The organism is Aestuariibacter sp. GS-14 (assembly GCF_006494365.1).
GTDB classification, from domain to species: Bacteria; Pseudomonadota; Gammaproteobacteria; order Enterobacterales; family Alteromonadaceae; genus Alteromonas; species Alteromonas mangrovi.
Map to the genome: position 1 here is coordinate 90,055 of NZ_VHIP01000017.1, position 12,934 is coordinate 102,988.

The 12,934-nt window shown below is 45.3% G+C and carries 11 protein-coding genes; 8 read left to right on the forward strand and 3 right to left on the reverse strand.

Translation table 11 applies throughout. The features are described from left to right. Positions 1-293: 293 nt before the first annotated feature. From pedF to FJ444_RS19430, 5 genes are all read left to right on the forward strand, one after another. Positions 294-740 (forward strand): cytochrome c-550 PedF, encoded by a 447-nt coding sequence (gene pedF, locus FJ444_RS19410; protein ID WP_140961249.1) that lies wholly within the window; start codon positions 294-296, stop codon positions 738-740. 31 nt (positions 741-771) lie between these two features. Next, on the forward strand, positions 772-1,638 hold the full coding sequence (locus FJ444_RS19415) for an ABC transporter substrate-binding protein (RefSeq protein ID WP_140961251.1): 867 nt from the start codon (positions 772-774) through the stop codon (positions 1,636-1,638). Positions 1,639-2,151: 513 nt separating this feature from the next. Continuing rightward, complete coding sequence (locus FJ444_RS19420; protein ID WP_140961253.1) at positions 2,152-3,915, forward strand: PQQ-dependent methanol/ethanol family dehydrogenase; 1,764 nt, start codon at positions 2,152-2,154, stop codon at positions 3,913-3,915. 116 nt (positions 3,916-4,031) lie between these two features. Beyond that, a complete protein-coding gene (locus FJ444_RS19425) occupies positions 4,032-6,143 on the forward strand; it encodes a NosR/NirI family protein (RefSeq protein WP_140961255.1) in 2,112 nt (703 codons plus the stop codon). 231 nt (positions 6,144-6,374) lie between these two features. Further along, complete coding sequence (locus tag FJ444_RS19430; protein WP_140961257.1) at positions 6,375-7,130, forward strand: hypothetical protein; 756 nt, start codon at positions 6,375-6,377, stop codon at positions 7,128-7,130. Positions 7,131-7,137: 7 nt separating this feature from the next. Here FJ444_RS19430 and FJ444_RS19435 read toward each other — a convergent pair whose 3' ends face one another. Together FJ444_RS19435 and FJ444_RS19440 are read right to left on the reverse strand one after the other, a co-directional pair. Beyond that, positions 7,138-8,559: a HAMP domain-containing sensor histidine kinase gene (locus tag FJ444_RS19435; protein ID WP_140961259.1), complete on the reverse strand. Its 1,422-nt coding sequence runs from the start codon at positions 8,557-8,559 to the stop codon at positions 7,138-7,140. Continuing rightward, a complete protein-coding gene (locus FJ444_RS19440; protein WP_140961260.1) occupies positions 8,556-9,233 on the reverse strand; it encodes a response regulator transcription factor in 678 nt (225 codons plus the stop codon). Before FJ444_RS19440 ends, FJ444_RS19435 begins: the two co-directional genes overlap by 4 nt. Positions 9,234-9,596: 363 nt before the next feature. Here FJ444_RS19440 and FJ444_RS19445 point away from each other — a divergent pair, with 363 nt between their 5' ends. The 3 genes from FJ444_RS19445 to FJ444_RS19455 all read left to right on the forward strand — a co-directional run bounded on the left by FJ444_RS19445 (position 9,597) and on the right by FJ444_RS19455 (position 12,024). Then, complete coding sequence (locus FJ444_RS19445) at positions 9,597-11,204, forward strand: phosphoethanolamine transferase (RefSeq protein WP_140961262.1); 1,608 nt, start codon at positions 9,597-9,599, stop codon at positions 11,202-11,204. After that, a complete protein-coding gene (locus FJ444_RS19450; protein WP_140961264.1) occupies positions 11,195-11,608 on the forward strand; it encodes a diacylglycerol kinase in 414 nt (137 codons plus the stop codon). Before FJ444_RS19445 ends, FJ444_RS19450 begins: the two co-directional genes overlap by 10 nt. A 164-nt stretch (positions 11,609-11,772) precedes the next feature. Continuing rightward, a complete protein-coding gene (locus FJ444_RS19455; RefSeq protein ID WP_140961266.1) occupies positions 11,773-12,024 on the forward strand; it encodes a hypothetical protein in 252 nt (83 codons plus the stop codon). A gap of 463 nt (positions 12,025-12,487) precedes the next feature. Here FJ444_RS19455 and FJ444_RS19460 read toward each other — a convergent pair whose 3' ends face one another. After that, complete coding sequence (locus FJ444_RS19460; protein ID WP_140961268.1) at positions 12,488-12,913, reverse strand: DUF4844 domain-containing protein; 426 nt, start codon at positions 12,911-12,913, stop codon at positions 12,488-12,490. Between the last annotated feature and the right edge of the window lie 21 nt (positions 12,914-12,934).

The following is a 12,934-nucleotide window of genomic DNA, read 5'->3' on the forward strand; positions in this document are numbered from 1 at the left end:
CCGATATGCCGCCAAAACCACGTTAAAGCTGTGTAAATATTGTAATAAGCCGGATTTTTTATGTTCAAAAACAAAACCATTTATTAACGTTATGGTGCAATAGTAGAGCATGATCATGCCCGGATGAAATGAGCAAAAAGGATGAAAGGTTTACTACCTAAGTACAATTGGAAGCTTAGTGCATATCTCCTAACTTTCACGGTGTGCTTTGTTGTAGTAGCGGAAGAATAAAAAGCGAGGGCGTTTTTACAGCGAAAAAAAGCATTCTCACAGGCAGCTTTTGGAGAAACATAATGAAGAAGTATTTAACCTTTATGCGCAGCGCGATGATTGCCTCAATGGCATTAACATCTGCCCATGCGCTGGCTCACGGTGACGTGACGCCACAGGCAGTAGACACCAGTGCACTACCCCAGTTGGGCGATGAGTGGCTGGCTACTAACCCATACACCGGAAATGCAACAGCAATTAAAATCGGTGACTCGGCTTACAACCAGAACTGCGCGCGTTGCCACGGTTTGGAAGTGATTTCTGGTGGTATTACACCAGATCTGCGTAAACTGAACGATGAAAACGAATTTTTCAGCCAGGAAGAAGCGGACGATTGGTTTATGACACGCATCCGTAATGGCGCGGTAGTAGATGGCCGGGTTTACATGCCTCCGTTCGAAGGCATCCTGAGTCAGGAAGCAATGTGGGCAATTAAGTCTTACATTGAAACTCGTGGTACACCCGAGTAAGTTGTATTAACACACCGACGTTGAGGCAGTAATGGTAATACGAATTCTGTTCCTGATTTGCGTTGCGCTCAGCAGCTACGCAAACGCCCGAAGCTACGAAGATATAATAGAGTCAGGCCAGATCACCATTGCTGTCTACAACGACTTCCAACCCTATTCCTTTTTAAAAGATGGCGAACCTGCGGGCGTAGACATTGATGTTGGCAAACACATTGCCAAAGCGCTGGACGTAAACGTTGAATGGCTGTGGCTTAATGCCGACGAAAACCTGGAAGACGATTTACGCAATGCCATTTGGAAGGGCCATATCATTACGCGCCAAAAAGCCGATGTTATGCTTCGCGTGCCTTACGACCGACGATTTGCCTATGCAATAGACGGCTACGGATTACCCAAAAACGAAATGGTGGTGATGTTCTCGCCTTATCAGCAGGAAAACTGGGCGCTGTTACGGGATCATGAAAAAACCAATGACATTCGAACACTGGCGATTTTCCAATACGAAAAGATCGCTGTAGAACTGGATTCACTGCCAAGTTTCTTTTTAGGCGCAACCATTGGTGGCCGCCTGCGCGACAAACTGGTACACGTGGACTCTGTGTTTGCGGGCATTGATAAGTTAAAGGCCGGTGACGTAGCTGCGGTGGCGGGTATGAAAGCTCAGCTCCAATGGGGCATGGGTCCGCTCACAGAACGATACGACATCAGCGCCGATGGGCTGGCCGCCATGAGCATTAAATCCTGGGATATCGGCATGGCCGTAAAACAGGACTACCGTGAACTGGCTTATACTATTGAAAGTATTATTGAGCCAATGGTTAAAAACGGCGAAATGGAAAAGCTGTATTTGCAATACGGTTTAAGCTACGACATACCAGACTATTTCCGGACTGAGTAATCGCAACCTACGCCTTGTTTTGCCTCCTGCTCAGTCTCTCGCATAGGCTCTCGCATAGCCTCTCGCTTAGCCTCATGCATAGCATATTGCAGAACTGCTTATTTAGTCTTTTGTTCGATTTTCAGCATATCCCCAATTCTTAGCAAACATTTGTTAACAACTGCCCCCACTTGCTTAGTTCAACTTGAGATAAACCCAGCATAACCACATTGTTTTTTGCTTTAAACAATACATTTACGCATGCCCAAAGCCCAGATAAATAGTGCTTCTCAGCTAAGTAGTACTACCATCGGACTAAAAATGATAATCCAAGGTTTAATGGTTGTTAACAAATTGATGACAGATACTGATTCTGACACCTTTTGTGGTTGAGTTGGCTGTTAGTCCTACACCACAAGACAAGGTTAACAACAATACTCAACCTGTCGCATGCTGAACAAATTCAATTCGCGCTCGTTGTGAACAAGGGGTAATACAAGCCCTGAGTACCCGTTGAAACACTGGAGAAATCTGATGAAAAGTAGAAGAGTTTCAGGTCACTTATTAAGCTCTGCGTTCTGTCTGACACTGTCTTTAGGGGCATTGTCTGGCGTCGCACAAGCGGGCGTGACTGACAAAGACATCCTGAACGATCAGGCCACCACCAATGACGTTGTGACCTATGGTTTAGGACCGCGCGGTCAGCGTTTTAGTCCACTGGACAATTTGAACACCCAAAACGTGAAGAAAATGCACCCGGTATGGGCGTTTTCATTCGGTGGCGAAAAGCAACGTGGTCAGGAATCACAACCCCTGGTTAAAGATGGCGTAATGTATGTTACCGCGTCTTATTCGCGTATTTATGCTATCGATGTAGCAAGCGGTGAGGAACTGTGGCAATACGAAGCGCGTTTACCCGACGGCATTATGCCTTGCTGTGACGTAATTAACCGTGGCGCAGCAATATACGACGACCTGGTTATCTTCGGTACGCTGGATGCCATTCTGGTAGCACTTGATCAAAAAACCGGTAAAGTGGTTTGGCGTAAGAAAATGGGTGACTACAAAGCAGGTTACTCTTTCACCGCCGCACCTATGATCGTGAAAGGCATGGTGGTTACCGGTATCTCTGGTGGTGAATTCGGTATTGTGGGTAAAGTTGAAGCCCGCGATGCGAAAACAGGTGAACTGGTGTGGAGCCGCCCAACGGTGGAAGGCCACATGGGTACACTTAATGGCAAAGACAACGGTATTACCGGTGGCGAAGCTAACAAAACCTGGACTGGTGACCTGTGGAAAACAGGTGGAGCAGCAACCTGGTTAGGCGGTACTTACGACCCGGATCAGGATCTGATCTTCATGGGCACAGGTAACCCCGCTCCGTGGAACTCTCACTTGCGTCCTGGAGACAACCTGTACTCATCTTCACGCCTGGCTATCGACCCTGACACCGGCAAGATCGTTTGGCACTTCCAGACTACGCCACACGATGGTTGGGATTTCGACGGCGTTAACGAACTTATCGCGTTTGATTACAAAGACGGCAGCAAAACAGTTAAAGCAGCGGCTACCGCTGACCGCAACGGCTTCTTCTACGTACTGAACCGTGAAAACGGCGAATTTATTCGCGGCTTCCCATTCGTAAGTGGCATTACCTGGGCGAAAGGCCTGGATAAAAACGGCCGTCCAATTTACGACGACGCAATGCGTCCGGGTAACCCATCAGATAGCGAAGATGGCAAAAAAGGTAAAACCGTATGGGCTGTACCTTCGTTCTTAGGCGGCAAAAACTGGATGCCTATGGCGTTTAGCCAGGACACAGGTTTGTTCTATGTTCCTTCAAACGAATGGGGCATGGACATCTGGAACGAGCCGGTTAACTACAAAAAAGGTGCGGCATACTTAGGTTCTGGTTTCACTATCAAACCTATTTACGACCACATTGGTTCACTGAAAGCGGTTGATCCGAAAACAGGTGAAGTGGTTTGGGAATTCAAAAACAATGCGCCACTTTGGGGTGGTGTGTTAGCCACTGCGGGTAACCTGGTATTTACCGGTACACCTGAAGGCTACCTGTACGGCTTCAACGCGAAAACCGGTGAGATCGTGTACAAGTTCAACACTGGCTCTGGCATCGTAGGTTCTCCGATCACTTGGGAACAAGACGGTGAGCAATACCTGAGCATCGTGTCTGGATGGGGTGGTGCCGTTCCGTTGTGGGGTGGTGAAGTTGCCAAGAAAGTCAAAGACATTAACCAAGGCGGTACTGTCTGGACGTTCAAATTGCCTCGTAGCTAAGAGGCCACGCGACGAACTGTTTAAAGTCCCACCATTTCGTCGCGTTTTTTCTCTCCTCGGGGGTGGATGTGTGTAGTTGTACATTCACCCCTTTTTCAGTGTGTTGAGGGAGTCAGATGAAACGGTTTGTTCTGATTGTCTGTGTTATTTTTCTCAATAGTGTCTTTATTGTGTTGGACTGCCGGGCCAGTGACACCATAAGCCCTGAGCAGATTCAGCGCTTGTTTCCCAAGGCCACCGTGATTGGCAACAAAGCCGAAGACTTCCCCGTTTACCCGGTTTATCAGCTACAGGAATTATTGGGTTACGCCTTCGAAAGCAATGATTTAGTAGAATTCCCCGGCTTCTCCGGCGACCGCATTAACCTGCTTATTGGCATGGACGTGCAAGGCAATATTGTTGGTATTGACGTACTCCATCATCACGAACCCATTTTTTTACACGGTTTAGGCCCCGAGCCAATGAACCGCTTTATAGATCAGTATATCGGACAGAATGTGTCTAAGCGGGTTATTGTTGATAGCGCCGCCAATGACACAAATCCCAACGACAACACCGTGCACGTTGATGGCGTAACCAAAGCCACTGTGTCGGTAATTGTGATAAGCGATACCGTATTGCTTTCAGCATTACAGGTAGCCCGTAACAAACTCACCGGCTTTGCCAGTGCCCCGGCCGCTAAAGCGAAAGCGGATACATTTGAGCCACTTGATACTCACGACCTGATTGCGCGCGGCTTACTGCAGCACTGGGAAATCAGTCAAAACACCTTTGAAAGCGAATTAGGGGCAAGCCTGGACGACTACCCTGATGGTACGTTTTACTCGCAGGACGGCGATACCTTTAACGTGTACTTTGCCTATTTAAACAGCCCATTAATTGGTAAAAACCTGCTGGGCGAGGCCGACTTTACCCGGCTACAAGCAATGTTAAAACCTAACGAACAAGCCTTCATGGTGATGTCGTCGGGCTTTTTCAGCTACCTTGAACCAGAGTTTAAGCCCGGCACCGTACCCACTCGCGTTAGCCTGCTGCAAAATGACTTGCCTTTTGGCATGCGTGACCTGAATTTTTACAGCTTTGAACCACAGCAACTTGCCGGTGGTCTAGAGGCCACCAGCAACCTGCAGATATTCGCGGTGAATACCCAGTCGGGGTTCAACCCCAGCTTACCCATGCAGCTAAGCCTGAACATCGACATTGCCAAAAACCATTTAATCAGTCAGCAATTACAGCTTACGCATACTTATGCTGTGCCCACTGACTTATTTGATATCGCAGCACCGGTTGATGAATATACACCTGAACCGGCCTGGATAAGGGTATGGAAAATGCGCTGGCCAGTGATCACTGTACTGGTACTCAGCCTGATTGCAGTAACCGCTATTTTTGCGCTGCAACACAAGCTATCCGCCAATGAAAATTGCTTTCGATGGGTGCGCTGGAGCTTTATGTTTTACACCCTGATCTTCATTGGCTGGTATGCCCAGGGCCAACTGTCGGTAGTAAATATTTACCCTATTCTGCAAAGTGTAAAATCCGGCTTCGATTTGCAGGTTTACCTGATGGATCCGGTGCTGTTCATTTTATGGAGCTATGTGTTCGTTAGCCTGTTCATTGTGGGCAGGGGGATATTTTGTGGCTGGCTTTGCCCATTCGGTGCCTTACAGGAAATGGTGGGCTGGGTGGCGAAAAAATTCCGTATCCGGCAGCGCAAAATACCGTTTTCTGTGCACCGCAAATTATGGTGGATCAAATACGCCATTCTGGGCGGACTGGTGATTGTGTCTTATCTATCGCTGTCAGACGCCGAGGTATTGTCTGAGGTAGAGCCCTTTAAAACCGCTATTACGTTACATTTTGTGCGCTACTGGCCGTTTGTGTTGTACACCGTTGCGTTGCTCGCCGCCGGGCTGTTTATCAATAAGTTTTATTGCCGGTACGTATGCCCGCTGGGTGCAGGGTTAGCGATACTCGGTTACTTTCATAAGTTCGAATGGCTCACCCGCCGCAAAGAATGCGGTAAACCCTGCACCATGTGTTACCACAAGTGCGACATCAAGGCGATCACGCCACAAGGAAAGGTGGATTACAACGAGTGCGTGCAGTGCCTGGAATGCATTGTGTATTACAACAATGACCACCTTTGCCCGCCGCTTAAAAAGGCCGGCAAATCGCCTCGCACCGCGCCAAACATTGCAGATTCACTTGCGGTGGAGATCAGATAACACAATCGCATAGAGGTCTATCCAGCGAGAGACCAATGTGTATGGTAATTTGATTGACACAAACTCAAATACTACCCGTAAACTGTGTTGGTAAGGCTCGCATCTTATATGTTTATGAAAGGGATCCGTCATCTTTTATTAGCGTTAGCTTGTTCAAACTTATTCCTGCCTGCTGCTGGTTTCGCAGAGGTGACCTTGTATACCGACAATCAAGTCACCCGGAACGTATTAGTGAATTCTGATTTGCCATCAGGTTCACTCATTAGCGATAGTTACCGCTATGTGCTGTCACACCTGGACAGGTTTCCCGATATATATTTCGAAAATCAAATCCGCGCCGAAAAATTACTTACGCCCGACACTGCAGCGTGTCAGATAATGAAAGTTCGCACTGAAGAAAGAGAAAAGCACTATTTGTTTAGCGAAGCTACTGATGTGTATCTGTCTCACAAGCTCTACGTGCAACAGGAATACACTGCAACGATTAGAGACAATTATCTGAACAAAGAGGGCGAAGTAGCGTCAGTATCTGCCATTTTTCAAGATGCCAAAGACAGGGTTTTACTTCTGATTACGGGGCACTCTTACGGGCAGTACCTGGATGCCGAAATTACCCATATCGACAATTCCCAGCGGTATTATTTAGGCGCATCCGACCCCTATGACTTATATTTCAAAATGTTTAATCAGGAACGTGGGCAGTTTGCCTTACTAATCCCAAGCGCGCTGAAAAATTCAGACACACCACTGCAACACTACACCAGCTTTGCATTGGCAAACAATCCGCCCTACATAACCGGCCACATCATGTGCAGTAAACACCCGGAATCCGTGCAGTTTATAAAAGACGTTAACGCGGTTTTGTATGAGTACTACCGGTCAGGGACATTCGAAAAATACGCTATGCGCTATTTTCCTGACGAAGAACTCGGCACGCTCCGGCATTTTATTCATGCTCAGGTTCAGCGTTTACAGCCTGGTAATTAAATCGGGCTCACTCGCCAATAGGCAACTGCACACTAAAGTAAATAACGTTACCATCCAGTCTCACGGAAATGTTGCCGCCAATAGCCTTAATCAATACAGACACAATGGTTAAACCTAATCCGAAATTCTCAGTGGACGTTCTGGCTGCGTCTTTCTGCCATAAGGGTTCGAAGAACTGATTGAGATCCTTTTCAGAATAGTCATCTGAAGGAATATTACTAAAATGTACCAGCAATGCGTTGTGAGAGTGCTTTTCGATTCGACACTTTACCGTTGTTTCAGGCTTACTGTGTTGCAAGGCATTGGCAAGCAAATTGGTAAACGCAGACTCCAGTGCAAACAGATTACTAGTGATTTCAAACGCAACACCTTCCTCTGCAATCAACACTATTCTATTGGTGTTTTGTTGGCGAATAATTCGTGTTAACAATGCTTGCACATTGACCACTGTGGAACAATCGAGTTGTTTACCGGAATAACCATGAATAGTCAGGATACCGGTAATAATTGATTTCATTCGATGGGCAATCGACAACACTTCGGGCTTAAACGATGCTTCCAGTGATTCATCGCCCGGGAATCGCATGGCAATTTCAGATAATGTTGTTAACTCTGTCACCGGTGTTTTGAGCTCATGTGCAATGTCGGAGGTAAGCCGTTTTTGCTGTTCGTAGAGCCTCAAATTTTCGATTATGAAACGATTTATACTGTTCACAATTGGCTGCAGTTCTTCTACTGATCTATCCAGTGACAAACTCAGATTTTCACTGCCGAAATTTAGCCTACTAATTTTCGTATTAAGCTCATTAAGTGGATTAAGTGCGTAGGTGACCGTGTTTTTTACTGTGAAACGAATAATCAATGGCACCAGAATTAATGCCAGAATAAAAGAACCATCTATTAACCAAAGTGCGTAGTACAACTCTTCCGTTGACGCTGCGTAAGCGAGAGTCATTGTATTGCGTGGAGTGTCACCCTGCTGTTGGTAAAAATCAGCACGTTTGTCTGAGTCGATTTGCGGAATAAAGCGAATATAGGCAATCCGCCCCGTTCTGCCGTCGGGCAAGGTGTAATCTTCCAGATGAAATGTATCGAGTGGCAGATCCACAAATAACAGTGAATTCTCGCTCACCAAGCTCAACGTATCGGATTTTTCGAAAATCTCACTGTTGCGCCATAACTGAAAATATTCCGGATCACCCGTACCTTCAAACTCCGGCATAAACTCACCGGCAAAATCAAATTCAACACCCTCTGCATCTTCCTTGACCAGGGTTTCCAACATGCCGACTTTTTCTAACATCGATTTATTAAATTGATTTTCAATCCAGCCATCCACTGCAACATCGGCAATAATTAATACCGAGATCACCAATACTGAAATGGCCAGTGACAGACGTCGGGTCAGCGTTTTATAAATTGATCTCATGTATTCTCAGTAACGATATAGCCGAATCCGCGTTTACTTTTCACAGGTAATTCGCCTCCCAACTCCCTGACTTTGCGACGCACACAAGAAAGGTGAACTTCGATAGCATTTTTTGAAATACTGTCGTAGCTTCCTGCTATTGATTCGCTGAGGCGTTCGGGTGTTATCACCCGTGTTTTGTTCAGGAAAATACATTCGATTATCTTAAATTCGTTGGGTGTAAGCTCCAGTTGCTCACCTTTGTAGCGCATTACCTTGCTATTCAAATCAAGGGCAAAATCATTCACAACAACTTCGTCATTACTGTAAAGCAGCTTGCCTCTGCGCATCAGATTGATCAAACGCACGGTTAACTCATCGAAGGAAAACGGCTTGGATAAATAATCATCCGCACCTGCCAGAATACCGCTGACTTTGTCGTCTGGGTCAGATTTAGCAGATAGGATCAAAATGCGAATTTCTACGTTCTGCTTTCTAACGACCTTCAGTATTTCCATGCCATTCAGGTGAGGCAGCATCAGATCTAAAATTAAAATGTCATAGTCGCCAATCAGGGCCATATTCAGCCCCTCTGTGCCCGTTGCGGCTGTGTCTACGGCATAGCCTAGTTTTTGTAATCCAACGGTCAGGCTCTTCCTTAGCGCATCAGAATCCTCAATCAGTAAAATTCGCATATTCTGTTTATTTAAATTGCTCCGATAAAGAGTGTAGCTCTGTATTCTTAAGTTTGTCTGAAGACCGCGGCTAACGAAGTATCACAGGGTATTTATCAGCGATTCTTCAGTCAAACCTAAGAATAACCGGCTTATCTGGCGATTTGCTTGCGGTCTCACAAAGGTAAATAGCGTTCAACTCTGATTTAGTGGTATCAACAAGATACTCCCTAACAATTTTCCATCGCTCTCAACGAGCGTTTCAACCTAATAGATTGTTGTTATTACAGTTATAAATTAATAACCGCATTCAAAGTTAAGCTTAAGTGTTTCCACAGCGTTATTACCTAGCATTAATGCAACATGTTTTAGTGCGAGGTAGTTGTGTTCGCAACGTTATCTAAAAAGCGGCGTTTTACCAATTCACAGTTGTTAGTGATCACCAGTGTCTTCTTTACTGTCGTTGTAAACTTCCCATTTTTAAAAGCGGTGTATCTTGCATCATCGCCATCAACAATCGGCGACTGGCTATTTCTTCTTTCCGTGCCAGTGTTACTTTGCTCGTTACTGCTCATATTCTTCACGTTGTCCGGCGCACTGTTTTTTACCAAAAGCGTATTAGCTATTCACATCATAGTGTCATCACTGCTTTTGTACGGCACTTTGGTGTACGGGACGCTATTTGACACAAGCATGATTCAGAATGTGGTTGAAACCGACTCAGGTGAAGCCCTTTCTTATCTCAACATGAGCCTGGTTATCTTTTTTATTGGACTGGGGTTGCTTCCTGTATTTGCCATTTTTACTCAGCAAATCAAGGGAGCATTCACTACAAATATAAAAATGCTGCTGAAGGTTAACCTGCTTGCAATGCTTGCTATCGCGGTTATTGCTGCCACGCTTTACAAAGAATATGCCGCGATAGGCCGTAACAATAAGGGACTGATTAAATTTGTAACACCATTGGCATTTTACGACTCTGGCTACAAATTTTTACGTGATACTTATCTGTACCCACCGCTGCCCTATCGAATTTTAGACAGTCACCCAGCCATAGCAGAAAAAACAAATAATACACCGACAACACTGATAGTGGTGGTAGGTGAAACAGCCAGAGCAGATAAATTCAGTTTAAATGGCTATGCCCGAAACACCAATCCCAGGCTGGAAGCGCTGGATGTTATTAGTTTTCAAAACGTGGATTCGTGCGGCACGGCCACGGCCATTTCAGTACCCTGCATGTTTTCCAGACTTGGCAGAGAAAAATACAACAGCCGTTTGGCATTCAGCCAGGACAACGCGCTGGATATTATTCACAGGGCGGGTTACCACGTTGAATGGATAGATAACAATAGCAGTTGCAAAGGGGTTTGCACGCGAATCCCCAATACACCGTATGATCCCAACCGAAACAGTCAGTTCTGCGATGGCCGGTACTGTAAGGATGAGATACTGCTGACACAACTATCCCAGGCACTCGCCGCTCAATCCAACAAAAAGCCCCGGGTCATTGTGCTTCATACTATTGGTTCACATGGCCCAACGTACTATCAACGCTATTCTGATCCATATCGACAATTCATCCCAGATTGTCCACGCAGCGATATTCAAAACTGTGATCTGCAGCAGCTCACTAATACCTACGACAACACCATTTTGTACGCAGACTTTATTCTTTCCAGTGTGATAGAGCAGCTTAAAAACATACCCAATTCCGCTCTGCTTTATATTTCCGACCATGGCGAATCATTAGGCGAAAAAGGACTCTATTTACACGGTTTCCCCTATAGCATTGCTCCCTCTGAGCAAACGCATGTGCCGCTGATTTACTGGAGTCAGGGACTGGCAGACGCGAGTTATCGGGAATGTGTATCCGAACAAGCTGACAAGCCGTTGTCGCATGACAATGTATACGACACCTTACTGGGACTTACCGCAGTAAACAGCACCACTTATCAACCAGAAATGGATATTTTTTCAACATGCCGATAAACAAAGAAACGCATTTCGACACATCGAATAAACCCACTGGTTTAAAGCGTATAGCGTTAGCCATGGGTAACTCCATTCGGGCAATTAACTGGCTTACCAAACATGAATCAGCATTCCGTCAGGAGATGTTGCTTTTACTGTTGTCACTGGCCATTCTGTTTTATTGGGACATTTCGTTGCCTGAAAAGGCCGTACTACTGGTTTCTATTTTATTTATTTTGTTTGCAGAAATAGTGAATACCGCTATTGAAGCCACCATAGACCGAGTGGGACTTGAGCTTAATCCGTTGTCGGGGCTTGCCAAGGATTTAGGCTCAGCGGCTGTACTCATTGCAATTCTCATTGGACTAATTAGCTGGGGAACAGTAATTATTACCCACACAGGATTACTGCAGGATAGCTGACTTATTGAATAAGGTTAATCCCCAACTGCCATATACTTCGCAGGCATCACGGGTGGTTGTAAACTGTTAGATTGTGCTGGCGCACTAAGTATGCGATGGTCTGTATTTCACTTAGCGATAGTTAACGCAAGTCGCATTGTTAGCAGAGGACTGCCACACAAAATATGGATGTTGTTTTTAAAATCACGCTATTAGGCGTACTGCTTTTCTTTGCCGGATTCCAACTGTTTCAAACTTACATCAAACAAGTTAAGAAAATCGACATTGAAAATGTGGGCTGGTGGAAATTTGGCATGATACTCAGAGGCTCCGCATTTGTGCTCTTTTTCAGCATGATGCTCTCTGTTACAGGGTTAACCATCGCAGTTGCGTTTGGCTCATCACTTTTCGAACACTATTGGAATCAGTGGTTTTAGTGTGTTTAACCACGGGCTAAGTACATTCCCCCGCCCGAGGCATAATCAGAGTAAAGTGATATCGCCAACGAACCCAGCAACCCAAGACGCTGTTAAACATAACTTTAGTGTCTCATATTGGTTACATTAAGCCCGCAAAACCCTAATTGAGTAACCAAACTGAGCCTTTATCGGGATTTTACAAGAATCTTTCAAGAGAGGCTGGCCGGAGGAAGAATCTGCTTCCTCTTCTGTGATATCGTCATCGGTTGTAGGCACCGTGCATGCACGATGTTTTGAAGGCCGCTTACGCTCATTTGAGTTTCAAACAGCCACTGCCAAGTCTGAAAATGGTCAAAAGCGGTCGTTTCGATAGAATCCACAAAGCTCACTCTGGAACTAATAATTTTGCTATAACGGACATGAACGCTTTAAACAGCGAAAAACGCGAGCACAGCGAGTGGTTTTCCGATGATTTAACTTGTTAGTGTGAACTTGGGTCAAAACCATAACGCCACTCATTTAGCCTACCATCCGATGATTCAATGCCATATATGTCCATTAACTTTTCAATGTAATATAACCCTTGATCCATTTCTTCTGAGTCCATGGTTTGAAGTTGCATTGCAGCTGACTTCAAAATGGTCCAAAACTCTTTTTCACTCAAATTGTTATCTTTTGAAGCTAGTAGTTCATCTACGACATCATTTATGATGCTTTCAGCCTGAAGTCTAGTTTGTTCATCTGGCGCACCAGGGTAAAGTTCACTTAGGTCTTCAACAAATTTCTTTTGAGACTTAAAATTTACAAGTGCTTCTTTAATGTCAATTCCATTAGGAAGAAATTTGCCTTCATCTTTATTGCACCCTTGAATAATCAAGCAGACTAGTAAAATTATTATGAGCTTCATTCGTTCACACTAACGCCTAAA

Excerpts from the sequence above, each read along its gene's own strand:
- FJ444_RS19455 (WP_140961266.1), top strand. The coding sequence starts at position 11,773 with ATGGATGTTGTTTTTAAAATCACGCTATTAGGCGTACTGCTTTTCTTT.
- FJ444_RS19450 (WP_140961264.1), top strand. The coding sequence starts at position 11,195 with ATGCCGATAAACAAAGAAACGCATTTCGACACATCGAATAAACCCACT.
- FJ444_RS19460 (WP_140961268.1), bottom strand. The coding sequence starts at position 12,913 with ATGAAGCTCATAATAATTTTACTAGTCTGCTTGATTATTCAAGGGTGC.
- pedF (WP_140961249.1), top strand. The coding sequence starts at position 294 with ATGAAGAAGTATTTAACCTTTATGCGCAGCGCGATGATTGCCTCAATG.
- FJ444_RS19425 (WP_140961255.1), top strand. The coding sequence starts at position 4,032 with ATGAAACGGTTTGTTCTGATTGTCTGTGTTATTTTTCTCAATAGTGTC.
- FJ444_RS19440 (WP_140961260.1), bottom strand. The coding sequence starts at position 9,233 with ATGCGAATTTTACTGATTGAGGATTCTGATGCGCTAAGGAAGAGCCTG.
- FJ444_RS19415 (WP_140961251.1), top strand. The coding sequence starts at position 772 with ATGGTAATACGAATTCTGTTCCTGATTTGCGTTGCGCTCAGCAGCTAC.
- FJ444_RS19435 (WP_140961259.1), bottom strand. The coding sequence starts at position 8,559 with ATGAGATCAATTTATAAAACGCTGACCCGACGTCTGTCACTGGCCATT.
- FJ444_RS19420 (WP_140961253.1), top strand. The coding sequence starts at position 2,152 with ATGAAAAGTAGAAGAGTTTCAGGTCACTTATTAAGCTCTGCGTTCTGT.